The organism is Bacillus jepli (genome assembly GCF_047238305.1).
Classification (GTDB): Bacteria; Bacillota; Bacilli; order Bacillales; family Bacillaceae_L; genus Ferdinandcohnia.
Window position 1 is genome coordinate 3,500,116 of sequence record NZ_JBDFMO010000001.1, and the last position, 23,102, is coordinate 3,523,217.

Sequence of the window (23,102 nt, forward strand, 5' to 3'; positions counted from 1 at the left end):
CATTGTTTCAAAACAGGAGGTATACAGATGAAAATTGAAAGTGCCCGTAGTATAAAAAAAGTTTGGACAGTTCATGAAAGAAAAGTTAGCGGGGTCCATCGAGCCGGGGCTGTTTTAGAACCTGGATGTTGGGAGGATTACGATCCGTTTTTATTACTAATGGATGATAGATTTGAAAAAGGGGCTTTTGATATCCACCCGCATCGTGGAATGGAGACAATCACATTTGTAATAGATGGTTCAATTAATCACTATGATAGTGTAACAGGAGAAGGTGGAAAACTGAAGAGTGGTGATTTTCAATTTATGACCGCTGGACGTGGTGTTGTTCATAATGAATCTCCAGATGAAGGGGAAAGTGTTCACCTCCTTCAATTATGGGTTAACCTACCAAGAAAGTATAAAATGGTAGAGCCGCGATATCAAAATCTTCCTAAGATAGCTGCTCCAGTTCGTCAAGAAGAGGGAGCGCTCATTCGTGTTTATTCTGGTTCATCAGGTCCAGTGGTTTCAAAAACTCTTAACTATGTACCTGTTACTTTTTTAGAGGTTATTGCTGAAGGTGAAGCCTTAGTTCGTCAAGACCTACCTGGAAATTACAATGGTTTTATATATATCTTAGAAGGCAGTGGTATGTTCGGAAAGAATCAAGTCCAGGCTTCTAAAGGACAAGCCTTATGGCTAGAAACGGCTGATAATTTTGACATGAGTTATATTGAAGTTGCAGCAAATGAAAATTTACGATTCATCTTATTCGCGGGAGAACCTCTTAATGAGCCTGTAGTTGCAAGAGGACCATTTGTTATGAATACTGAGGAAGAAATTGAACAAGCGTATGCCGATTATCGAAAGTGGAAGTTTCTAACCCCAAATAAATAATTATTAAGGAAGTACAAAAAATGGCTAATTAAACGTAACGCTTGGAGGAAATATGATGTATATAAAGCTTAGCGAAGAAGCTGTTAGATGGTTTAAGGAATAGATAGGTGTAATTAATGGAGAGCAGATAAAATTCTATGTGCAATAATATGGGACTAGTCCAATTCAAGGTGGGTATTCTCTTGCATTTTCCAAGGATAATCCAATTAATATAGCTGCAAGTACAAAAGAAGATGGAATTCTATTTTTTGTAGAAGAAAGTGATCTTTGGTTCTTTGACGGACATGATTTGTATGTTGAATATAATGAGAGAGAAGAGACACTCGAATATAGGTACATTAAACGCTAAAAAAGAATAGTCAAAATGCTGCTTCCACTGTAAATCCGTTCCACTTACTAAGCAGTTAACAAAATTAAACGCTTAATAATTCTAAGCGTTTAATTTTGTATAATTATCCATAGTTACCTTTAACACAACCTTAAAAAACAAATTTTTAAAGCAATAATTATTTTTAACAAGCACAAAAATATCCTTTTCTATTAGGAGTTTTGTGTCATTTTAAATCCGGAAAAATAGTAGAAGAGAAGATAAGCACTTTTGTGTCTTTTCTTTTAGTACTTTCGTGTCACTCGTCAAACAAAAAGGTAGATAACTAATTTACCTAACTATCTAACTTTTATTTTAGTTTACATAATATCTATTCTCAGAACTTAGTTAAAATTAACCAAAATACAGCAAATCAATGTTATAATTAACTTAATTACAGTTAACTAATGAATTTCTTTAAATCCTAACTCATGGTTACCTATATCTATTTGTTTAACTGCATTTAAAGCACGTACGCTAATTTTCAATTTAAATCAGGAGGTTGATCTACATATGCCTTACGAAAGCAAAATTAGACCGCATAATGCTGACCGTGTAACTAAAAATACAACAATTAGCCGGGAGTTGCTCAATCAAATTAAAGAAATTGCAAGTCACATGCAAGTTCCGTTTAATCAGTTACTGGCTGAAGGAATTGATTATGTATTAAAAGCTTATAAGAAACCTAAGGAATTTAAAGCTCCAGTTAGACCTAAGGATCGAATTCAAATGGGCACAACATTTAGTCATGTTCAATATGAAATGCTAAAAGATCGTGCACGAAGACTTCATACACACACAAATACTTTAATCGAAATTGGGATGGAATTTATCATCGATAAATATCGGAATTTGTAATTCCAACCCTCCCTTTGATTTTTCTTATTTTAGTTTACATAATATAATTATGATAAACTATTGCTTTTTCTAAAAGGAATTTAATCTTAAATCAACCTCCCACGAATATCGTTCAATTCTTGCAGAAGCTCCTCCATCTCAGAATGATTAATCCTAACTGGCATCTGATCATTTAAGGTGATGAAATGCTCCTGTTCCCCACTTTCTACCTTTTTCATTAAATAATCACAAATTGCCTCAAGCCTTTCTCTACTTATGACAGATTGCGTTTTCAAATGCTTAAATTGGGTTAAAACAAATGCATTTTCTTCAATTTCTCCACTAATTAGACCGTTCTCTTCCATATCAATTGCCTCCTTATCTACTCTTAAATTGCTCCTCCTCCCTTCTATTTATTACAACTCATAATTGAATCTTTTTTATTTTTCTAGTATGTTTTTAATATCTAAAGTCGAAAGGATCGAATACTAGATGACAAAAAAGTTATATTATGAAAATCCATACTTAACAAACTGGACAACGGAAGTTACCAATATGATCACAAAAGATGATCACTGCCTTATTACCCTTAAGGAAACTGCTTTTTATCCTGAAGGCGGCGGACAACCTTCAGACACTGGCTTGATTGACAACATGATAGTGATGGAAGTTTTTCAGGAAGCTTGTGAAGTCTATCATAAACTCCCCCATCCCCCAGAAAACAAGGTAGTTGATTGTCAGATTGATTGGGAACTTAGATATGATCATATGCAGCAACATACGGGTCAGCATTTGCTGTCTGCAATTTGTATCGATGAATATGATGCACATACATCAAGCTTCCATTTAGGAAAAGATACCGTCTCAATTGATTTGAGTGTACCGGAATTTAGTGATGATCAGCTATTACATATTGAAAATAAGGTGAATAAAGCTATCTATGAAAACCAGCAAATTAAAACATATTTTGTTTCTAAGGAACAAGCTGGCACCCTTCCGCTTCGAAAAATGCCTGATGTTGAAGGAAATGAAATGCGGATTGTTGAGATTGAAGGATATGATACATCAGCATGTGCGGGTACACATGTGTCTAGAACTGGCGAATTAGGATTAATGAAGCTATTAAAAACGGAAAAAAGTAAAGGAAATACACGTGTTTACTTTATTTTCGGTGGTCGAGCTCTTAAAGATTACCAGGCAACACATTCGGTTTTAACAACCTTAGGCAATAAGTACAGTACGAATCGTGAGGGACTTATTGAAAAAATCAGCAAAATCGAGACAGAAAACAAACAATATCAAAGGGAAATTGAGGAGTTAAAAGGAAAAATAAATGAATTTTTAGCTCAGAAACTGATTCAAACTCATAACGAACCTATCATTATCCAGAACTTTGAAGATAAATCGTTAAAAGAACTTCAAGGCATTGCAAAACAGATCAATGAATCCTCAAATAAATGTGTGATTTTTACTACTTCACTGGAAAATAAGTTGCTTATCTCACACAATGGTTCAGTCCCAGTTCAATGTGGTCAATTGTTCAAACAAGAATTAAAAAATTACCACGGTAAAGGTGGCGGCAACAATTCAACTGCTCAAGCTGCTTTTGATAACGTAGGAGACCTAGAAGCATTTAAAACCTTTTTAGAAACAAAAATAAAAGAAGCAATATAAGTGAAAAAGCTACCCTTTGAGGTAGCTTTCTTATATTTTATCCGATTTAAAGCTGAGGTTGATTACTCCAGCTTTTGTTAATGAATCGTATAGGATGACGAGAAGTGGTCCAAGCAATAAACCAACAATCCCAATTATTTTAAATCCTAAATACATACTAATTAGAGCTGCTAAGGCGCTTATACCAAAGCTTTGCGAATATACTTTTGGTTCGATAATTTTTCGAATCACTGTAATGAGTACAAATAGAATTAATAATCCAACTCCAAGTTTGGTGTTACCGTTAATTAACACAAAAACGGCCCACGGTACAATAAAGGATCCAGTTCCTAGGATTGGTAGTAAATCGACAAGAACAATGAGCAATGAAAGTATTAACAGATACTTAACATCTAAAATCCAAAGTCCAATATAAGTGATGATAAATGTAACACCACTAAGTACGATTTGTGCTTTTAAAAATCCTACAAATATCTTTTTCAATTGAGTGGTTACAATTTTCACCTTTTCAATTGAACTCTCCTGCAACATATCCTTAAGCCTGTTTTTAATTCCTGGAAGATCGTTCATGAAAAGGAAAGCTGCAACTAAATACACAATTAGCTCTAACAATAGTTGTGGAAGACTTGAAACAAAACCAAACGTCCCTTCTGTAATATTCCTCGCTACCACAATCAATAAATCCTGGAATGAATACAAGGTATTCATGATTGAATCCAAGACTTCCTTTGGTAAATCTTCAAAATAGGTTTCAAATTTTTGAAAGGTTGCAATGATTTGGTCCGTATCAATACTTGAGACATAGAACGGTATATTTTTTACAATCGTAATCAATTGATTAATAATGACATTGACTAATAAATAACCCAAAAACAGTACAAATACCATGAAGACAACAAAGGTTATTGTAACAGAATAGATTCGTTTGATTCGGTAATTTGTGATTAATACATTAACAACTGGCTCCAATAAAAGAGCCGTTAAAAACGCTAAAATTAATGAAATTGACATTGGTAATAAATACAATAAAGCAATTAACGCGATGATAAGGAGAATATTTCTTTTATTAATATATTTTTTTACCATTTTTGCAATATTACCTACTCTCTACTTAAAGCTTATAAAATTATTGTACAGTAAAGCAGAGATATTTAAAATATAAATATTTTTCGAAATTAAGACATTTGGTTTGACAATTTCTCATTATCAAAAAACAGCTACCAGTTAGTAGCTGTTTCTCGTTTTATTATTTTGTTTCGTCATTTGTTTCTTCTTGGCTGACAATCCATGTATCGATTACATCACCCGCTTCATCTGTATCAACTACAAACGAACCATTGCTATAGCGATCATTTGGACGTAAAGAAGTTGGATCGACTGATTCAATTTTACCTTTTTGGGTTTTAAGGAAAATTTGATCTGCATCTGTAATAAAATGTGCCCCTGCAATGCGGTGTGGATGATTCTTTAACTCACGAAGCATGACTAAACCACGTTTTGCACGGGTTGCTTTTTCAAATTCCGTGATTTTCATTTTCTTCACTGCACCACGTTGAGTTACAATACTTAATTCAGCTGGTGTGGATGGTGGTACAACGTATCCAGCGACAACATAATCGTCGTCTTTTAGGTTAATCCCTTTAACCCCTGCGGCTCTTTGTCCTACAACGTTGACTTCTTCTTCCCCGAACCATAATCCATAGCCTAGATGTGTAATTAAGAAGACGTCCATATTTCCATTTGTGATGTGAACATTTACGACTTCATCATCATTTTTCAAGTTAACCGCAACAAGAGGTTTTGAATATCGCTGTGCTTTATATAATGAAAGCTCAGATTTTTTAACCATTCCATTTTTCGTGATGAAAAGAAGATATTCCGGCAGTTCAAAATTTGTAACCGGGAATGCTTCGATTATGGACTCATCGCGGTCAATACTGATTATATTAGCCACATGCTGGCCAAGGTCTTTCCATCTTATATCAGGAAGTTCATGTACCGGAACATATAGGTAGTTCCCTTTATTTGTAAAGAGTAATAATGTGTCCGTTGTATTAATTTCGAATTGGCGTAACAATCGATCCGTATCCTTCATACCGAAATCAAGACCATTTGATGCGGCATACGATCGAGGACTGGTTCGTTTTACATAGCCATCCTGGGTCACTGTTACAATGACATCCTCTGATGGAATCATGACCTCAAGATTAATTTTAATCTCTTCAATCTCGTCTTCGATTTTTGAACGGCGATTATCGGCATATGTCTTTTTCACGCGTTTTAAATCTGTTTTAATGACTTGTAACAGCTTGCGTTCATTTTGAAGAATTTCTACCAATTCCGCAATCTTTTTGTTTAATTCTTCAAATTCCTGCTGAAGTGCTGTAATGTCTGTATTTGTTAAACGATATAATTGCAAGGAAACAATCGCTTCTGACTGAGGTTCCGTAAAATCAAATTTAGCGATTAAGTTATTTTTCGCATCCTTTTTATCTTTTGAAGCACGAATGGTTGCAATGACCTCATCCAAAATGGATAAAGCCTTAATAAGTCCTTCTACGACATGCTGTCGATCACGGGCTTTTTCCAATTCAAATTGAGAACGGTTGGTAATGACTTCTTTTTGATGGTTAATATACGCATCTAAAATTTTTGGCAAGCTCATTAATACTGGTCTTCTATCTAAAATCGCAACCATATTAAAGTTATAGGTTATTTGAAGATCAGTATTTTTATAGAGGAAGTGCAGCACTCCCAGTGCATCTGCGTCCTTTTTTAGTTCAATGACCACTCTCAAACCTGTTCGGTCGGTTTCATCACGGACTTCGCTTATACCTTCCACTTTTCGGTCTAAACGAATCTCGTCAATCTTTTTAACCATATTCGCTTTATTCACTTCATATGGAATTTCCGTTACGACAATTTGCTGTTTTCCACCACGAAGATCCTCGATGTCCGCTTTCCCACGCACAATGATTTTTCCTTTTCCGGTTTCATAAGCTTTTTTAATGCCTTCAATTCCTTGAATAATTCCACCAGTCGGAAAATCAGGGCCTTTAATCACTTGCATAAGTTCATCGACAGTTGAATTTGGATTTTCAATTCTCTTAATGACACCATCAATGACCTCAGCAAGATTATGAGGAGGAATATCTGTTGCATATCCCGCTGAGATTCCAGTCGAACCATTTACAAGCAAATTAGGAAAACTAGCTGGTAATACAACTGGTTCCTTACTTGTATCATCAAAGTTTGGTATAAATTCGACTGTATTCTTCTCAATATCACGTAAAAGCTCGGAAGCAAGACTGGAAAGACGTGCTTCCGTATAACGCATTGCTGCTGGTGGGTCACCATCATTACTACCGTTATTTCCGTGCATTTCAACTAAAACATTTCGAACCTTCCAGTCCTGACTCAAACGAACCATCGCGTCATATACAGAAGTATCACCATGTGGATGATAGTTACCAATTACATTACCTACTGTTTTAGCTGATTTCCGGAAACCCTTCTCAGACGTATTTCCCTCAACATGCATTGCATATAAAATACGTCTTTGAACTGGCTTTAGGCCGTCCCTTGCATCTGGTAATGCACGATCTTGAATTATATATTTACTGTATCTACCGAAGCGATCACCAATTACCTCCTCAAGAGGCAGATCGCGAAATTTTTCTGCTTGTACCATCTATCTGTTACTCCCCTTCTACGACCGATAAATTTTCATTGTCCAAAATATTCGAATCATCCTCAAGACCAAAGGCAACATTGGATTCAATCCACTTACGACGTGGCTCTACTTTATCGCCCATAAGTGTTGTTACTCTACGCTCGGCTCTTGCTCCATCATCGATTCGGACTCGAATTAGCGTTCTCGTTTCAGGGTTCATGGTTGTATCCCATAGTTGGTCAGCATTCATTTCTCCTAGACCTTTATAGCGCTGAATGATATAACCTTTTCCTATTTTGCTAATTGCATCCTTTAACTCGTCATCACTCCATGCATATTCAATGACTTCCTTCTTACCAGTTCCTTTGCTAACCTTATAAAGGGGTGGTAGAGCAATATAAACCTTACCAGCTTCAATTAAAGGCTTCATATAACGATAAAAGAACGTTAAGAGCAAGACTTGAATATGCGCCCCATCCGTGTCGGCATCCGTCATAATCACGATTTTGTCATAATTGATATCCTCAACAGTAAAGTCCGCGCCTACTCCGCCGCCAATTGTATGGATAATCGTATTGATTTCTTCATTTTTAAAAATATCAGCAAGCTTTGCCTTTTCCGTATTGATAACCTTACCTCTTAATGGAAGAACGGCTTGGAAACGACGGTCCCGTCCTTGTTTGGCTGAACCTCCAGCGGAATCTCCCTCAACTAAGTAAAGTTCATTTTTTTCAGGGTTTCGAGATTGAGCAGGAGTTAGCTTACCACTTAATAGTGTTTCGGATTTCTTTCTCTTTTTTCCACTTCTAGCTTCTTCTCTTGCTTTTCTCGCAGCCTCTCTTGCTTGGGAAGCTTTAATCGCTTTTTTTACAAGAAGGGTACTGACATCTGGATTTTCCTCAAGGAAATAAGCAAGGTTTTCAGATACAACTGAATCTACAGCTGAACGTGCTTCACTTGTGCCAAGCTTACCTTTTGTTTGTCCTTCAAATTGGAGAAGCTCTTCAGGTATACGAACAGACACAATTGCCGTTAATCCTTCACGAATATCAGAGCCATCCAGATTTTTATCTTTCTCTTTTAATTGGCCGATTTTACGAGCATATTCATTAAACGCACGTGTTAATGCCGTCTTTGAGCCAACTTCATGAGTCCCTCCATCCTTTGTTCTAACATTATTTACAAAGGATAAGATATTTTCGGAATAACCATCATTAAATTGGAATGCAAAATCTACTTCCATTCGGTTCTGAATACCTTCAAAAGATACAACAGGATGTAAGGTATCTTTTTCCTCGTTCAAGTAATCTACAAACGCTTCTAGACCATTTTCATAATGATAAACTTCCTGAACATCATTTCGCTCATCAATGATTTCTATTTTTAGCCCTTTTAATAAAAAGGCTGATTCTCTCAAGCGTTCACTAAGTATTTCAAAATTAAAAGTAGTTGTACTAAAAATCGTTGTGTCTGGTTTGAAATGAATCGTTGTCCCTGATTGATTCGTCTTCCCAATGTTTTCAAGTGTAGTGGCAGGTTTTCCGCCGTTTTCAAAGCGCTGCTCATAGACAAATCCATTACGCTTGATCGTAACTGTTAGCCATTCAGATAATGCATTAACAACAGAAGCTCCAACCCCATGGAGACCACCACTTGCTTTGTAGCCGCCTTGTCCAAATTTTCCACCTGCGTGTAGGACTGTGAAAATAACTTCAGGTGTTGGCTTACCCATTTTATGCATTCCCGTTGGCATACCGCGTCCTTTATCCTGAACGCTAATACTATTATCTTTATGGATTTTAACGATGATGTGATTTCCATAACCAGATAGTGCCTCATCCACAGAGTTGTCTACAATTTCATAAACAAGGTGGTGAAGACCTTTGCTATCTGTGCTTCCAATATACATACCAGGTCTTTTTCTTACAGCTTCAAGTCCTTCTAGAACCTGTATTGCATCATCATTGTAATCAAATTGTTGCTTTGCCAAAAAACATACCCCTTTCATATACAAAACACTTGGGAGATCCCCCAAGCATATAGCTAAAAATTAGCCTCTCTCTATATAAGTAGTACTATTAGAAGTATTTCTTACTTAACAGAACAAATGTTTTGTTTTTTGATGCCCTATCTTTTATTTTATATCTTTATCCAGATTTGGCAAACCGTTTCTCGAAAAAAGGCGAAAATCCTTGTGTAAAAACAAGGATTTTTGTCTCGTGATTTGTTATTTTGTCAGCGCATGCTCCACCTTGATACAGCGATCCATGACAACGGTATATCCACGATCCTTTAAGAAATTGTATGCATCCTCATTAACACAACCAAGCTGTGACCAAAATACATCTGCATCAATTTCAACAAAATCTTTCGCAACATCCATTAAATATTCTGAGCGGCGAAAAACATTGACAATATCAATATGTCCTTCAATTTCTTTAAGTGACTTAACAGCTTTTACACCTAGAGTCTCATCAATTGTTGGGTTTACAGGAATGATTTCATATCCAGCGTCCTGCATAGCCTTACTCACCATATTGGAAGTTCTTTCAGGGTTATCAGATAAACCTACAACAGCAATCCTTTTACTTTTCTTTAAAATTTTACCAAGTTCAGAACGAGTTGGAATTTCCATTGTCATATTTGAATCCCCTTTTTTAAATAGTAGACAATTTGATATCTCTCATAGTATTTCGGTCCCAAGCATAGATATTCCTTCATATATTTTGATTTTTGATCGCTAATGATTGTTTCTATATGATATTTACCTATTTTTTGTTGAAATTTATAAAAAAAATCATTGTAAGGAAAAATTTCTAGTATAATGAGAATACTTGTACAAGCATGTTATTATAAGAAATGAACATTCCAGCAAAACTAGAGATTGAAATCTATGTTCAAAATTGTACAAAGGTGCACACAAGCACTAATTTTAATTTTTTTAAAGGAGTTATGTGTATGGTACTAGAACTTGTTATTATTCTCCTTGCTTATCTTCTTGGATCAATCCCATCTGGGTTAATCGTTGGGAAGGTTGGCTATGGTATTGATATTAGGGAGCATGGCAGCGGAAATTTAGGTGGGACAAATACTTTCCGGACGCTTGGTAAAAAAGCCGGTTTGATTGTAACAAGCGCTGATATTTTAAAAGGAACCTTGGCAACTTTGCTTCCTTCTCTATTAATGGGTGACACTTTTCCAGATTATTTCCCTTTATTAGTTGGTATGGTGGCAGTTGTCGGCCATATGTATCCAATTTTTGCAGGCTTTAAAGGCGGAAAAGCAGTCGCAACCTCTGGTGGGGTTCTGTTGGGCTATAATCCTATCCTGTTTATAACGACCTTATTATGCTTTTTTATTTTCTTAAAATTGACGAAAATGGTTTCCTTATCTTCGATGCTAGTTGCCCTTTATTGTATCACATTCAGTATTGTGTATAGTATTTTTATTAAAACAGATTATCCTTTAATCATCGTTGTTTCATTACTGGCGGCATTTGTATTTTATCGTCACCGTGCAAACATCTCCCGCATTAAAAACAAGACGGAACCGAAAATTAAATGGTTATAAATTAGACGTGTGAGCCTGTTGGGTTCACACGTCTTTCATTTTTTTAGATAAATCGATCAAAAAATTCGAGGATTTTACGGTTTACCTTGATTTCATTTTCTTTCTTTGAAAATCCATGTCCTTCATCCTCAAGAACTAGATATTCGACTTCCCTACCTTTATCTTGCAAAGCCTGTACGATTTTATCAGATTCTGCCTTTACAACTCGAGGATCATTTGCCCCACGTATGAAAGACACAAAAGTTTATAGACAATATTCGATAAATTGCTAACATTTTATCATAGTTTTGTATTATAGTAGAGTTATCATACATTACGGGGTGCAGTGTCATATGAGGAGAAGTAGAAGGAATCAAAAAAAAACAAGCATCACTAAATATCTTATTAGTCTACTAATTTTATTGCTTATTCCTTTAGGGGTTTATTTTACACTCAATAGTGTGAAAGCTAATTCAGTGACTAAAAATTTCATTGCCCATAATCACGATTATAAAAAGACGGAGCAGGAATTTAAGCCATTTACAACATCAATGACACTTGCAGCAATTGGAGACATATTAATCCATTCAATCGTTTATGATGATGCGAAAACAGGCAATGGTTATGATTTCAAACCAATGATTGCAAATGTTAAGGGATTGCTAGAAAATGCTGACCTTACGATCGCCAATCAAGAAACAATCGTTGGTGGAACTGAAATAGGTTTATCAACCTACCCGAGCTTTAATAGCCCTTTTGAGGTTGCTGATGCATTTAAGGATGCTGGTGTTGATATTGTTTCTATTGCAAATAACCATACGCTTGACCGGGGTGAAAAGGCGATTATAAGCGCCACTAATTATTTAAATAAAATTGGAATGGAATATACAGGTGGCTATCAGAATCCTGAAGATAAAAGTAAAATTCGTGTGTTAAATCGAAATGGAATCAGCATTGCATTCCTTTCCTACACATATGGAACAAATGGCATTCCCGTACCAAATGGAAAAGACTATCTCGTTAATTTAATTGATATGGAATTGATCAAAAAGGAAATAAAAGCTGCAAAAGAAGTAGCCGATGTTGTTTCAGTTAGCATGCACTGGGGAAATGAATATCAACTATACCCGAATGATTATCAAAAACAACTGGCTCAACAGCTAGCAGATGAGGGTGTTGACATCATTATTGGTCACCATCCCCACGTCTTACAGCCAATGGATTGGATAACAGGTAAAAATGGTAATCAAACATTTGTTGTCTACTCACTAGGAAATTTCTTATCTGGACAGATGTGGGATTATAAAGATATTGGCGGGGTTTTACAGGTTGAAATTGTCAAAGAGGTAAAATCAAAGGATGAAACCATCATTCGTGTTCAAAATCCACAATTCGCACCAACATTTGTGTCAAATAGTAACTATAGAAGCTTTAAAGTCGTACCACTCCAAGATGCAAACAATTTTGGGCTAAGCAATGCGTCAAGTAAATATGAAGAAATGACCCATCATATGAATCAATGGCTCGATTCAAAACAATAGATTACACACAAGGCATATCCTCCGATATGCCTTGTTACCTTTATTCCTCTTTCTTTTTGGCATTTTCGTACGCCTCATGCCAGTCAGGATAGTGTTTTCGAATCGATATTGGCCGAAATGAGTCTTTTTTTACACAAACATGTGATGAGGTTGCGTTCACTGACACCTCTCCACCTGGCCTTTCAATTTGATATCCATAAACAACGCGAAGACCATCATAATGTTCAATCCATGTCTTCACTAATGCCGTTTCTCCATATCTCAACGGTTTTTTGTAAGAAACCTGCAGATCAATTACAGGTGAAATGATGCCATCGCTTTCCATAGCTGCATAATTAAAACCTAGATCGTTAATTAACTGGGTTCTTCCTAATTCCATCCAAACTAAATAATTCGCATGGTAAACGACACCCATTTGGTCTGTTTCTGCGTAACGTACTTCGACTTCCTTCTTTGAAATAAGCAATTCGGTCCTCTCCCTACTCTTATTTTAAACGTGTTGTTTATACAAATATAGTATCATAAATGGAAAAGCTCTCAAAAAAGAAATGAATATAAAAAAGAGTATGCCATAAATCCAGGCATACTCCAGACTGTTATTGATAGCCATTTTCACGATCTGACGCTTCGTCTTTAATCTCTTCTCTCATTGCTGCAATTGATTCTTCACGACGTTCGTTCTTATCCTGAATTCGTTGGCGTTCTTGTTCATTTGAGAACTCCATAGACTCTTGTGCTTCCTCGATGTTCTCGATTGTGTTTTGAACCATGTCTTGTAGTTTTTCTACATTATCACTACGATCGTCTGGTTTCGGTTTGTTGTGTCTCATCTTTAATCCTCCTATGTAATGTAGTACATCTCTATTTTGCTTCATAACTAAAGAATTTATTTTCAAAAAGAAAGCAGATTCTCATGTAAATAAAGGATATTTTACGCAAAAATAAAAGGACGTTGTTCAGAACGCCCTTTTATCCTTTGTATACAATATTATTCACCTTTTGTTTGCATAACCTGAGCATGCTTCCCAGATTTATCCTGCATCTTTTTCCCTTTATTTCCACCAAATCCACGTGGTTGTGTTCCAATTTGGTTAGGTTTGAATTTTTCATGGTCTTTTTGTGGCATTATTTATTCTCCCTCCTCCTTTTCATTATCACCCGGAAAGGGAGTTCTCATGTAAAAAGAAGAGTGGAGATTATATTCAGTAAAGGATTTTGATGGAAATTTACTCTGCTTTTTCTAATCTCTTTTGCTCTAGTCTTGCCTCAATTCGATCCATTGCTTCTTGGTCTTTTAGCAATTGTTGTTTGTTTTCTTTGACCAAGTCTGCAAACGATACCTTTCTAACTTTTCTCAATTTTCTCACCTTCCTCTAACAACTATTGTAATAGTAATAATCTCCAAAAACGACTGAAATTATTACAAATTTTCGAAAATTTATTTAAAAATTTCAAAAAGGTCGGATTTTGTTATAAAAAAGGCAAAAAAAGAACCAATTCTTATATTGGTTCTTTTTGATTACTTTAATTTATTGACTTTGCTTTCAAGCATTTCTAGGTCCATTTGACCTTTTATATAATCATTAATCGTGCCATCAGAGTTAATGAAAAATGTTTCAGGTAAACCTAAAACCTTATAATCACTACTTGCTTGGTTTTTAGGATCTATTAAAAGTGGAAATGTGTATCCTTTACCTTCCACAAATTTATGTGCATTTTCTGCCTTTACTTCGGAAGCTGTCATGTTGACTGCTAACACTTCAATGTCATCGTTTTTATTTTCATAAAATGTTTGAATTTCAGGCATTTCTTCCCGACATGGCTTACACCATGAAGCCCAAAAGTTTACTACAACCTTTTTTCCTTTAAAATCGGATAAGCGAATTGTCTCATTTTTATCATTTATTAGTTGGAGTTCAAAATCAGGCGCCATATTTCCGATTTCAATTCCCGTTACTCCGCTTTTTTGATCTTGAACAAATTCAAAAACAGCATATCCTACTAGCCCTATCAGAACAAGTGCAATCACAATTTTTTTCACGATTTGAATCCTCCGTAAAATTTCCACAAATATCAAGTATTATTCCTATTTTCATTATATCTATTAAACCATACTAAAGAATAAAATTAAAAGGCAGTTTTGTGAACTCCACAAAACTGCCCTAGAAATAATAGATATTAACCCTTCATTTTGTCACGAAGAACCATTTGAAGAATACCACCGTGACGGTAGTAATCAATTTCAACTTCACTGTCGAAACGAACTAATACTTCAAATTCTTTCTTATTTCCTTCTTCGTCAATAGCCGTAACTTTCACATAGTCACGTGGTTTTACATTTTCATCGATTTGAACTTCAATTGTTTCTTTACCAGTTAAGCCAAGAGTTTCTGCATTTTCACCTTTTTTGAATTGTAATGGTAATACACCCATTAATACTAGGTTGCTACGGTGAATACGCTCGAAGCTTTCAGCAATAACTGTTTTAATGCCAAGTAGGTTTGTACCTTTCGCAGCCCAGTCACGTGATGAACCCATACCGTAATCGTTACCAGCGATAACAACTAAGCCAGTTTCATCTTGCTTGTATTTCATACATGCATCGTAGATAGACATAACTTCTCCAGTTGGCCAGTAAGTAGTCCATCCACCTTCTGTTCCAGGAGCAATTTGGTTGCGAATCCGAATATTCGCGAAAGTTCCTCTTGTCATTACACGGTCATTACCACGACGTGAACCATATGAGTTGAAGTCACGAGGTGTTACACCTTTTTCTTGTAGGTATTTACCTGCTGGCGTATCTTTACCAATAGAACCTGCTGGTGAAATGTGGTCAGTTGTTACGGAATCACCGAATTTTCCAACTACTCGTAAACCATTAAGTGGTTTAACTTCACCTGGTTCCTTAGATAACCCTTCAAAGAATGGTGGATTTTGAATATATGTGGAGTCTTCATCCCACACATAAAGTGCTTCATCCGTACTTTCAATTGCGTTCCAACGTTCGTTATCATCAAATACACGCTTGTATTCTTTTCTGAATAGCTCAGGTGTAACAGTCTTTTTAACTTCTGCTTTAACCTCTTCTGCAGTTGGCCAGATGTCATTGAAGAACACATCATTGCCATCTTTATCTTTACCGATAGGTTCTTTTTGAAGATCGATATCAACAGTACCAGCTAATGCATATGCCACTACAAGTGGTGGTGATGCAAGGTAGTTACCTTTAACTAGTGGGTGAATACGTCCTTCAAAGTTACGGTTACCAGAAAGTACTGATGTAATGACTAAATCATTTTCAGCAACTGCTTTTTCAATTTCTGGTGCTAATGGACCTGAGTTACCGATACAAGTTGTACAACCATAACCAACTGTGCTAAATCCAAGTTTTTCAAGGTATGGTAGTAGACCAGAATCTTCTAAATAGCCTGTAACTACCTTAGAACCTGGTGCTAAAGATGTTTTAACATATTTCGGTACTTCTAGACCTTTTTCAACTGCTTTCTTCGCAACGAGACCCGCACCTAACATTACATATGGGTTTGAAGTATTTGTACAGCTTGTGATCGCAGCAATTGCAATATCACCTGTCTTCATTTGTACTTCTTCACCATCATTGTATTTTACGGTAATTTCCTTTTTGATTTCTTCAGGAGTTAAACCGTAGCCTTGGTTACCAGTCGCAGTTAATGCAGTGTGGTAAGCTTCTTTCATTTTTGAAAGTGGAATTAAATCTTGTGGACGCTTAGGACCAGAAAGGTTTGCTTCAATTTCAGATAGATTAATTTCAACAACGTCTGTGAAATTTGGATCTTCTGCATCTGCTGTATAGAATAAGCCGTTAGCTTTGCAGTATTCTTCTACAACTTTAACTTGCTCTTCATCACGACCAGTTAAACGAAGATATTCTAATGCTTCTTCGTCAACAGGGAAGAATCCACAAGTAGCACCATATTCTGGAGCCATGTTAGAAATTGTCGCACGGTCAGCAAGTGGAAGTTGAGAAACACCAGGACCGAAGAATTCAACAAATTTACCAACAACGCCTTTTTGACGTAATACTTGAGTTACTTTAAGTGCTAAGTCAGTTGCTGTTGTACCATTAGGTAATGTACCAACTAGTTTAACACCAATTACTTCAGGTACTGGGAAATAGGATGGCTGTCCAAGCATTCCAGCTTCTGCTTCAATTCCTCCAACGCCCCAACCAAGTACACCAATACCATTGATCATTGTAGTATGTGAGTCAGTACCTACAAGTGTATCTGGGAAAGTTTCGAATTCACCGTTTTCCCCTTCAACTGCATGAACAACATTCGCTAAATATTCAAGGTTTACTTGGTGAACGATACCTGTTGCTGGTGGTACTGCACGGTAGTTGTCAAATGATTTTTGAGCCCAACTTAAGAACTTATAACGCTCAGCGTTACGTTCGAATTCTAATTCCATATTGAATTTTAAAGCATCAAGTGTACCCGCTCTGTCAACTTGTACAGAGTGGTCGATAACTAGGTCTACCGGGATTTCCGGGTTGATTTTTTGTGGATCTCCACCCATGTCAGCCATTGCCTTACGTAGTGAAGCTAAATCAACTACAGCAGGTACCCCAGTGAAATCTTGAAGAATAACACGTGAAGGTTTGAATGGAACATCAACCTCTTGTAATTCATCAGTTCCCCATTTTGCTAAGTTCTCAACATGTTCTTTTGTAATTACTCTTCCATCAACTTGGCGTAATACAGATTCTAACAGAACCTTAATGGAATATGGCAATTTTGAAACGTTACCAATTTTCGCATCTTCTAGTGCTTGTAAGCTATAATAGTTATATTTTTTGCCGTTTGCTTCAAATGAAGAACGGGCATTAAATACATCATGCTTTGCCATATGTATACCCCCTTTGTTATAATAATAACGCAATTTTACACAATTGTCGAAATTCAAGAGAATTTAAAACTCTCATATGAAATCCCTTGCAATACATATATTAATATAACTATATACATAAGTAAATAACAAGATTGTTATTATACTCCATAAGTTTTGCTTATCATTTTGAAGGATAATTTGTAAGAAAAGAGTATAAAATAAGGTCGGAGGTGAAAGGAATGTCGAAACGTAAAGCAAATCATGTTCGACCTGGAATGAATGATGCAAGAGCACAAGGTGTTGGAGCGGGATATAATGAAGAATTTGCAAACGAGCCATTAACAGCGGAACAACGTCAAAACAATAAAAAGCGAAAGAAAAATCAATAAATTGTTTAAAAATGAAAGCCCGCTTTAGCGGGCTTGTTTTTATTCATTTACTTCATTCATGATAGATTGTAAATCCTGTTGAAACTGCTGAAGCTGAGATTTTTGGTGCTCTGATGCCACTTCCAACGCATTTTCTATTTGTTGATAGGCTTCAGTTACCTCATTTTTCAATCGTTTTAGATGAGTACCATAGTCAGGATCATTGTTGACGATATTCGCATAAACATCTTTTGCTTGCTCTGTCCCTTGCTGTGCAGCTTGGAACGCTTGTTGTTTATCCTTATGATACGGCATTTTTTCAACTCCCTTAAGGTAATTCGTGCAATTATAGCTTACCTTTTTTCCAAAAAATCATTCGGAACACAATCGCATAAAAAAGTGGAAAAATACAATCCTATTACATAAGGGGGGATAAAACATGGGTGAAAAAAATACATTCAAGGATATTAGAGCAAACGGTGGGCAAAGTACCGGAAGTCAGCCACAACCACTGAGTGGTTCAAAAAAAGTAAAAAATCGTAACCATACAAGACAAAAACATAACCAAGGACACGATATGTAAAAGGATATGTCTAGATAAAAAGCCGCATAACAGTCAGCGGCTTTTTATCCTATAAGGGTAAAAGCTTTTACAATTTCATTGATTTCTTCTTTTCTAATCGTCCGAAAATCTAGGACGACTTCGTTATTTTTAATTCTTACAATAATTGGAGTGGAGTGCTGACGTAGCTGTTTTGCAACATCCTCTGCTGACTTTTCGGAGTGTGTTAAACAAACTACATGAGTAGGTACCTCAACTCCTGGCATGGTTCCGCCACCGATTGGCGATCCATCTTCTTTTAATTGGATGGAAAATTGATCCGTTTTTTCTAATAATAAACGATTAAAAAACTGACAGCGGTCCATGATTTCCTCTTTCGGAACTATGATGTCTCTTATTGTAGGTACATCTGAAAATCTTCCTTTCAAATAGGAAAATAAAGTTGCTTCAAGAGCTGCATATGTCATCTTATCAACACGTAAAACCCGAGCAAGTTGATGTTTTTTTAATTGATTAATTAATTCCTTTTTCCCAACGATTATGCCTGCCTGTGGGCCACCAAGAAGCTTATCCCCACTGAATGATACAAGATCAACACCTTGTTGTAGAATTTCACTTATGACAGGCTCATCACCTATTCCATGCTGCTTAAAATCGTATAGGACGCCACTTCCAAGATCTTCATAAATAACCAGATCGGCTTTTTCTTCTTTTAGTGTAACCAATTCTGAAGCCTCAACTGTTTTTGTAAACCCGATTGTCTTAAAATTACTCGTGTGTACTTTAAGAATCATGGCTGTATTCTCAGTTATCGCATCCTCATAATCTTCTAGATGTGTTTTATTGGTTGTGCCGACCTCAACTAGCCTCGCACCACTTTCCTGCATAATTGCGGATATGCGAAACGATCCACCTATTTCTACTAGTTGTCCTCGGGAAACAATTACCTCTTGGTTTTTAGCTAAAGCACGCAAAACAATAAAGACAGCCGCTGCGTTATTGTTTACCACCATCGCGCTCTCGGCACCTGTTAACTCCTTAAGAAGGGATTCCACAATTGAATGGCGTGAGCCTCGCTTCCCCTCACTAATGTCATACTCTAAATTGGAATAGCCTTTTGAGATATCTACAACATGTTGGATGGCTTGGTCACTAAGCCTAGCTCGTCCTAAATTTGTATGTAAAACGGTTCCAGTAGCATTGATTGTTTTGGTTAAGTAGTATTTCGTTCTGTTTATTAGCTCTTTTTCCCCTTCTTTGAAGATAATTGCCATCATTTCTTCTCTTGATGAAATCTGTTTATCCCACTTTTCATGAATGATATCATTTCGAATCTCTGTGACTACATCCCGTAACACGCTCGTCAAATAATCCTTTTCCACTTGATGAAGATTCTCAAATTGTTCGAAGGATGGATGGGCTTGTAGATCATGTATGGCCGGAAGTAGTTTTATTTTATTATTCATGCCGATTCCTCCACATAAGCTTACATATTTCTATTCTTACATAATCTCACTGGACATTCCAACAGTTTGTACCTATTCTACGTTTTCATTATCACGAACTGCCTTCATCTTGAATACCCTAAATATAGAATGACATGGAGGTTCATAACATGAATAATTTCGATGATTCAAATCCTCTCTCCATACATGGATTAGAGGACTGGATGAAACAATTCCTTGAAGACCCGTACCTATTAGACGATTATCAATTTCGAATTGATTTGTTTGAAACACAAAATGAATACATTATTGAGGCTGAATTATCAGGATATACGCCAGAGCAAATCCAGCTAAATGTCAAAGACGACTCCATCCTTATCAAGGTGGCAGACTGCGAAAAACCTCCAAACGATACAATTTTAACCGAAAGAATTGTTACCCTTCCTTTCGAATTAGAAAATAAGAAAATAGAGGCGCTATTTAGAAATGAAATTCTTGAAATATACATCAAAAAAAATAGCAAACGTAAAAAGAAGAAAAGTAAAATCAAAATAAAAGTCCTGTAAAAGCTACAGGACTCTTTCTAATTTGATACTTTTTCAAAATTTTTTATCGTTGTTCCGGGAAAATAAAATTGAATAATCTCTTCATACTTTTTCCCTTTATCTCCCATTATACTTGCTCCCCATTGACTCATCCCAACTCCATGCCCATATCCCCTTCCCTTCATCACATAATTACGATCATCAGAATCAAGTGAGTCAATATAATAGCTTTTAAAAATGGTACCACCTATCATCGGTCGAATTCGATTTAAATTCACATCTTCGAGCGAAATATTTCCTAATAGAACCGTCCCATCAATTAATCGTTGTAAAAATTCAACTTTAATCGAACCTGTAATGGAGCGGCGCGATTTATATCTCTTATGATTTACTTCAAATTTAGGTATAGAAAGAATGGCAATATCCCCTGGGAACCCTTGGCGATTTATGGATCTTTTCATAAAAGCTGTGATTTCCTTGTCCTTTTCTTGGAGTGAGTCCCATGCATCAACTAACTGCCAATCGATTTCTTCAAGATTTATTTGTGTTTTAGATAGTGTAAATTCCCAAGGATGGATTGGATCAAATGGATCTTCTTTGATTGGGTAAAATGACCTTGTGTGCCCTCCCCACACATTTTTATTATTCTCTGTCATTCCACCATTACTTGCCGAATAAAAAGCATCAATTAACTTATTTATATATGTAATGACCTGTCCCTTTGTAGCATCAACCGCCTTTGTTGTCCGTGCATTCCAAGCATATCCCCCATACACTTGATAAAAGGTTGTATCATCCATATCTTCTTTTAGATGGGAGACAGCATACGTTCTTGCAGCAAGTGCCTGTGCCTTAAGAGCCTCGATATTCCAAGAGGGAAATACCTCAAGTGGGACTACTCCTTTTAAATAATCCTCTAACGGAAGTTGATTAACAGGACGTACAAAATGATTATTTTCTACTTGAAACTCCATTGCACCTAGATATGGACGTTCATCGATGTAAACATGGTGCTTCTCATTATAACTACGGGGGATTAATAAAAAGCTACTTTCCACTTGTTGGTTAACTTCTCCTCCTTTCAGATACAGACTTCCATTTTTTATATATAACCGATAGTTCACTCCTTCTTGCAATGATAAGGTAGGATCTAAAGTGAAATAATCTCCTGTAAATTTCATCTGAATCTCTTGTGCATCCCCCACAAAATTTTCAAGTCGAACACGCACTAGTTCTTCTGCATCCCCATGTGTTAAATCAAATGTAAAAATAAGTATAAACGTAAAAAATAGAATCTTTTTCATATCCGTATATTGCCCAATCAATAAAAATATATAATGGTCTATTTTTGATATAATTTACCCTTTTCCTGTTACCAAACGATTGCAGAATAAGGTATAATGAACCAATGAGGTGAACAATTTCATGCAGCAGCTATCTGGATGGTTTTTATGGTTTATTTTAATATGGGTAATCTTTTTTATTACAATTCTTGGAATTGGCGGCTTTTTTATGTTTCGAAAGTTTTTAAAGAAACTTCCAAAGGAAGATGGGATGTCAGATATAGATTGGCAAGATTATTACATAGAACAAACACTTCATATGTGGCCAAGTGAACAGAAGGCATTATTAGAAGATTTAGTAAAGCCGGTTCCAGAGCTCTTCCGTGATGTGGCAAGACAAAAAATCGCTGGAAAAATAGGGGAACTTGCAATAGCCGAAAAAGCAAATGAAATTACGCAGGATCTAGTTGTTCGAGGTTATATCATAGCCACACCGAAACGTGACCATAAATTCTTATTAAAAACATTAAAAGAAAAGCAAATAGACGTTACGCCATATAATGACCTATTCTAAAAAAACTCGGCATAGATGCCGAGTTTTTTAAAGCTCTGAAGCAAGTCTTTTATACTTTACATACATGGCAATCCGCCATGGGACAATCATTGAAAATGCTAGAATCCAGAACATCCCACTTAATGCTCCAAAATCAATCGTTGTACTTAATACAGATTTCAAAACAATCCGAACTACTAATAAACCTACTAGAATATAAATAAACGCCTTAGACCGTTTCATATAGATGTCATTGTCCCTAATTTCAAATGATGATGTTTTAATTAGAAGGATAGAAAAGAGCATCCCAACGACGACGGCCTCTAAAATTTCAAGCGGAGTGACACGAAACATCGGCACGATAAACATGAATGCTCCAGTGCTCATAAAAACTGGTGGCAAAATGATCTTTTTAACAGATGCAGGTTTTTGCGAAGATTTTGTTCTTAAAAAGGTTACAAAGATTGCCATCATAATTGCGACAATTGAAGATGCAATAACCAAAAGAATCATTCCTTTAATCGTCATAAAATGAATTGATATAGCCAAATGAAACCCATTTAAGATGTTTTTCTTAAATGGGTTTACACTTAATTTAACACTCTATTAATTGCTTCAACAACCCTGCTTTCGTCGAAAGGCTTTACAATATAATCCTTTGCTCCAGCTGAGATTGCATCGACAACCATTTTTTGCTGACCCATAGCAGAACACATGATAATTCGAGCCTTCGGGTCAAATTCTTTAATCATTTTAACAGCTTCAATGCCATTCATTTCAGGCATTGTAATGTCCATAGTAACAAGATCCGGATTTGTCTCTTTGTATTTTTCAACGGCTTCAAGACCGTTCTCAGCCTCTGAAACCACTTCATGATCCGCTTTAACTAATATGTCTGTGAGTGTAAGTCTCATAAATTTCGCATCATCAACTACTAAGATTCTAGCCACTGTACTG

The 23,102-nt window shown here is 36.1% G+C and carries 25 protein-coding genes and 1 pseudogene; 9 read left to right on the forward strand and 17 right to left on the reverse strand.

The genetic code is table 11. The features are described 5' to 3' along the window. The first annotated feature begins 27 nt into the window (after positions 1-27). Both ABC371_RS17925 and ABC371_RS17930 read left to right on the forward strand, forming a co-directional pair. Positions 28-879, forward strand: coding sequence for a pirin family protein (locus ABC371_RS17925; protein ID WP_412898042.1), 852 nt, complete (start codon positions 28-30; stop codon positions 877-879). A gap of 880 nt (positions 880-1,759) precedes the next feature. Continuing rightward, positions 1,760-2,104: a hypothetical protein gene (locus ABC371_RS17930; RefSeq protein ID WP_412898043.1), complete on the forward strand. Its 345-nt coding sequence runs from the start codon at positions 1,760-1,762 to the stop codon at positions 2,102-2,104. An 86-nt stretch (positions 2,105-2,190) separates the two neighbouring features. On the opposite strand, the gene ABC371_RS17935 is transcribed toward ABC371_RS17930, so the two are convergent. Next, the gene (locus ABC371_RS17935) at positions 2,191-2,448 is read right to left on the reverse strand and encodes a hypothetical protein (RefSeq protein WP_412898044.1); all 258 of its coding nucleotides are present in this window, start codon (positions 2,446-2,448) and stop codon (positions 2,191-2,193) included. A gap of 127 nt (positions 2,449-2,575) precedes the next feature. Between ABC371_RS17935 and ABC371_RS17940 the strand changes: the two genes are divergently transcribed. Then, the gene (locus tag ABC371_RS17940; protein WP_412898045.1) at positions 2,576-3,757 is read left to right on the forward strand and encodes an alanyl-tRNA editing protein; all 1,182 of its coding nucleotides are present in this window, start codon (positions 2,576-2,578) and stop codon (positions 3,755-3,757) included. A gap of 30 nt (positions 3,758-3,787) precedes the next feature. On the opposite strand, the gene ytvI is transcribed toward ABC371_RS17940, so the two are convergent. The 4 genes from ytvI to ABC371_RS17960 form a co-directional block, all read right to left on the reverse strand. Next, a complete protein-coding gene (gene ytvI, locus ABC371_RS17945; protein WP_412898046.1) occupies positions 3,788-4,843 on the reverse strand; it encodes a sporulation integral membrane protein YtvI in 1,056 nt (351 codons plus the stop codon). A 160-nt stretch (positions 4,844-5,003) separates the two neighbouring features. Continuing rightward, positions 5,004-7,448, reverse strand: coding sequence for a DNA topoisomerase IV subunit A (gene parC, locus ABC371_RS17950; protein WP_412898047.1), 2,445 nt, complete (start codon positions 7,446-7,448; stop codon positions 5,004-5,006). Positions 7,449-7,455: 7 nt separating this feature from the next. After that, entirely contained in the window at positions 7,456-9,438 is a 1,983-nt protein-coding gene (parE, locus tag ABC371_RS17955; protein WP_412898048.1) for a DNA topoisomerase IV subunit B, read from the reverse strand. Positions 9,439-9,657: 219 nt separating this feature from the next. Then, positions 9,658-10,071 carry a CoA-binding protein gene (locus ABC371_RS17960; protein WP_412898049.1) on the reverse strand — a complete coding sequence of 138 codons (414 nt, stop codon included), beginning with the start codon at positions 10,069-10,071 and terminating at the stop codon, positions 9,658-9,660. A 317-nt stretch (positions 10,072-10,388) separates the two neighbouring features. Between ABC371_RS17960 and plsY the strand changes: the two genes are divergently transcribed. After that, the gene (plsY, locus tag ABC371_RS17965) at positions 10,389-11,000 is read left to right on the forward strand and encodes a glycerol-3-phosphate 1-O-acyltransferase PlsY (protein WP_412898050.1); all 612 of its coding nucleotides are present in this window, start codon (positions 10,389-10,391) and stop codon (positions 10,998-11,000) included. A gap of 43 nt (positions 11,001-11,043) precedes the next feature. Here the strand turns inward: plsY and ABC371_RS17970 are convergent. After that, positions 11,044-11,229, reverse strand: a pseudogene (locus ABC371_RS17970) (alpha/beta hydrolase family protein); the annotation flags it as partial. A 103-nt stretch (positions 11,230-11,332) separates the two neighbouring features. Between ABC371_RS17970 and ABC371_RS17975 the strand changes: the two are divergent. After that, entirely contained in the window at positions 11,333-12,520 is a 1,188-nt protein-coding gene (locus ABC371_RS17975) for a CapA family protein (protein WP_412898051.1), read from the forward strand. Between the two features lie 40 nt (positions 12,521-12,560). On the opposite strand, the gene ABC371_RS17980 is transcribed toward ABC371_RS17975, so the two are convergent. The 6 genes from ABC371_RS17980 to acnA all read right to left on the reverse strand — a co-directional run bounded on the left by ABC371_RS17980 (position 12,561) and on the right by acnA (position 17,407). Beyond that, positions 12,561-12,986: an acyl-CoA thioesterase gene (locus ABC371_RS17980; protein WP_412898052.1), complete on the reverse strand. Its 426-nt coding sequence runs from the start codon at positions 12,984-12,986 to the stop codon at positions 12,561-12,563. Positions 12,987-13,116: 130 nt separating this feature from the next. Next, positions 13,117-13,350, reverse strand: coding sequence for a small acid-soluble spore protein Tlp (gene tlp, locus ABC371_RS17985; protein ID WP_412898053.1), 234 nt, complete (start codon positions 13,348-13,350; stop codon positions 13,117-13,119). A gap of 158 nt (positions 13,351-13,508) precedes the next feature. Then, positions 13,509-13,646, reverse strand: a complete 138-nt coding sequence (locus tag ABC371_RS17990; protein ID WP_335369401.1) for an acid-soluble spore protein N — start codon at positions 13,644-13,646, stop codon at positions 13,509-13,511. Positions 13,647-13,746: 100 nt separating this feature from the next. Beyond that, complete coding sequence (locus tag ABC371_RS17995; RefSeq protein ID WP_116350479.1) at positions 13,747-13,878, reverse strand: FbpB family small basic protein; 132 nt, start codon at positions 13,876-13,878, stop codon at positions 13,747-13,749. 161 nt (positions 13,879-14,039) lie between these two features. Further along, positions 14,040-14,561, reverse strand: coding sequence for a TlpA family protein disulfide reductase (locus tag ABC371_RS18000; protein WP_412898054.1), 522 nt, complete (start codon positions 14,559-14,561; stop codon positions 14,040-14,042). A 137-nt stretch (positions 14,562-14,698) separates the two neighbouring features. Further along, a complete protein-coding gene (acnA, locus tag ABC371_RS18005; protein ID WP_412898055.1) occupies positions 14,699-17,407 on the reverse strand; it encodes an aconitate hydratase AcnA in 2,709 nt (902 codons plus the stop codon). A 221-nt stretch (positions 17,408-17,628) separates the two neighbouring features. On the opposite strand from acnA, the gene sspO reads away from it, so the two are divergent. Next, positions 17,629-17,778: a small acid-soluble spore protein SspO gene (sspO, locus tag ABC371_RS18010; RefSeq protein ID WP_412898056.1), complete on the forward strand. Its 150-nt coding sequence runs from the start codon at positions 17,629-17,631 to the stop codon at positions 17,776-17,778. Between the two features lie 39 nt (positions 17,779-17,817). Here sspO and ABC371_RS18015 read toward each other — a convergent pair whose 3' ends face one another. Further along, complete coding sequence (locus ABC371_RS18015; protein ID WP_412898057.1) at positions 17,818-18,072, reverse strand: hypothetical protein; 255 nt, start codon at positions 18,070-18,072, stop codon at positions 17,818-17,820. Positions 18,073-18,196: 124 nt separating this feature from the next. Between ABC371_RS18015 and ABC371_RS18020 the strand changes: the two genes are divergently transcribed. Further along, on the forward strand, positions 18,197-18,340 hold the full coding sequence (locus tag ABC371_RS18020) for a small acid-soluble spore protein P (protein ID WP_412898058.1): 144 nt from the start codon (positions 18,197-18,199) through the stop codon (positions 18,338-18,340). A 44-nt stretch (positions 18,341-18,384) separates the two neighbouring features. On the opposite strand, the gene selA is transcribed toward ABC371_RS18020, so the two are convergent. After that, positions 18,385-19,785: an L-seryl-tRNA(Sec) selenium transferase gene (selA, locus tag ABC371_RS18025; protein WP_412898059.1), complete on the reverse strand. Its 1,401-nt coding sequence runs from the start codon at positions 19,783-19,785 to the stop codon at positions 18,385-18,387. Positions 19,786-19,934: 149 nt separating this feature from the next. On the opposite strand from selA, the gene ABC371_RS18030 reads away from it, so the two are divergent. Further along, the gene (locus tag ABC371_RS18030; RefSeq protein WP_412898060.1) at positions 19,935-20,330 is read left to right on the forward strand and encodes an Hsp20/alpha crystallin family protein; all 396 of its coding nucleotides are present in this window, start codon (positions 19,935-19,937) and stop codon (positions 20,328-20,330) included. 17 nt (positions 20,331-20,347) lie between these two features. Here ABC371_RS18030 and ABC371_RS18035 read toward each other — a convergent pair whose 3' ends face one another. Continuing rightward, complete coding sequence (locus ABC371_RS18035; protein ID WP_412898061.1) at positions 20,348-21,613, reverse strand: SpoIID/LytB domain-containing protein; 1,266 nt, start codon at positions 21,611-21,613, stop codon at positions 20,348-20,350. Positions 21,614-21,734: 121 nt separating this feature from the next. Here ABC371_RS18035 and ABC371_RS18040 point away from each other — a divergent pair, with 121 nt between their 5' ends. Continuing rightward, positions 21,735-22,166 (forward strand): DUF2621 domain-containing protein, encoded by a 432-nt coding sequence (locus ABC371_RS18040; RefSeq protein WP_412898062.1) that lies wholly within the window; start codon positions 21,735-21,737, stop codon positions 22,164-22,166. A 27-nt stretch (positions 22,167-22,193) separates the two neighbouring features. Here ABC371_RS18040 and ABC371_RS18045 read toward each other — a convergent pair whose 3' ends face one another. Further along, complete coding sequence (locus ABC371_RS18045) at positions 22,194-22,658, reverse strand: CcdC family protein (RefSeq protein WP_412899386.1); 465 nt, start codon at positions 22,656-22,658, stop codon at positions 22,194-22,196. Positions 22,659-22,735: 77 nt separating this feature from the next. Further along, complete coding sequence (locus ABC371_RS18050) at positions 22,736-23,095, reverse strand: response regulator (protein ID WP_412898063.1); 360 nt, start codon at positions 23,093-23,095, stop codon at positions 22,736-22,738. Positions 23,096-23,102: the final 7 nt, after the last annotated feature.

Bases quoted from the DNA above. Each gene is read 5' to 3' on its own strand.
- ABC371_RS17925 (WP_412898042.1), top strand. From the start codon at position 28: ATGAAAATTGAAAGTGCCCGTAGTATAAAAAAAGTTTGGACAGTTCAT.
- ABC371_RS17930 (WP_412898043.1), top strand. From the start codon at position 1,760: ATGCCTTACGAAAGCAAAATTAGACCGCATAATGCTGACCGTGTAACT.
- ABC371_RS17935 (WP_412898044.1), bottom strand. From the start codon at position 2,448: ATGGAAGAGAACGGTCTAATTAGTGGAGAAATTGAAGAAAATGCATTT.
- ABC371_RS17940 (WP_412898045.1), top strand. From the start codon at position 2,576: ATGACAAAAAAGTTATATTATGAAAATCCATACTTAACAAACTGGACA.
- ytvI (WP_412898046.1), bottom strand. From the start codon at position 4,843: ATGGTAAAAAAATATATTAATAAAAGAAATATTCTCCTTATCATCGCG.
- parC (WP_412898047.1), bottom strand. From the start codon at position 7,448: ATGGTACAAGCAGAAAAATTTCGCGATCTGCCTCTTGAGGAGGTAATT.
- parE (WP_412898048.1), bottom strand. From the start codon at position 9,438: ATGAAAGGGGTATGTTTTTTGGCAAAGCAACAATTTGATTACAATGAT.
- ABC371_RS17960 (WP_412898049.1), bottom strand. From the start codon at position 10,071: ATGACAATGGAAATTCCAACTCGTTCTGAACTTGGTAAAATTTTAAAG.
- plsY (WP_412898050.1), top strand. From the start codon at position 10,389: ATGGTACTAGAACTTGTTATTATTCTCCTTGCTTATCTTCTTGGATCA.
- ABC371_RS17975 (WP_412898051.1), top strand. From the start codon at position 11,333: ATGAGGAGAAGTAGAAGGAATCAAAAAAAAACAAGCATCACTAAATAT.
- tlp (WP_412898053.1), bottom strand. From the start codon at position 13,350: ATGAGACACAACAAACCGAAACCAGACGATCGTAGTGATAATGTAGAA.
- ABC371_RS17990 (WP_335369401.1), bottom strand. From the start codon at position 13,646: ATGCCACAAAAAGACCATGAAAAATTCAAACCTAACCAAATTGGAACA.
- acnA (WP_412898055.1), bottom strand. From the start codon at position 17,407: ATGGCAAAGCATGATGTATTTAATGCCCGTTCTTCATTTGAAGCAAAC.
- sspO (WP_412898056.1), top strand. From the start codon at position 17,629: ATGTCGAAACGTAAAGCAAATCATGTTCGACCTGGAATGAATGATGCA.
- ABC371_RS18015 (WP_412898057.1), bottom strand. From the start codon at position 18,072: ATGCCGTATCATAAGGATAAACAACAAGCGTTCCAAGCTGCACAGCAA.
- ABC371_RS18020 (WP_412898058.1), top strand. From the start codon at position 18,197: ATGGGTGAAAAAAATACATTCAAGGATATTAGAGCAAACGGTGGGCAA.
- selA (WP_412898059.1), bottom strand. From the start codon at position 19,785: ATGAATAATAAAATAAAACTACTTCCGGCCATACATGATCTACAAGCC.
- ABC371_RS18030 (WP_412898060.1), top strand. From the start codon at position 19,935: ATGAATAATTTCGATGATTCAAATCCTCTCTCCATACATGGATTAGAG.
- ABC371_RS18035 (WP_412898061.1), bottom strand. From the start codon at position 21,613: ATGAAAAAGATTCTATTTTTTACGTTTATACTTATTTTTACATTTGAT.
- ABC371_RS18040 (WP_412898062.1), top strand. From the start codon at position 21,735: ATGCAGCAGCTATCTGGATGGTTTTTATGGTTTATTTTAATATGGGTA.
- ABC371_RS18045 (WP_412899386.1), bottom strand. From the start codon at position 22,658: ATGATTCTTTTGGTTATTGCATCTTCAATTGTCGCAATTATGATGGCA.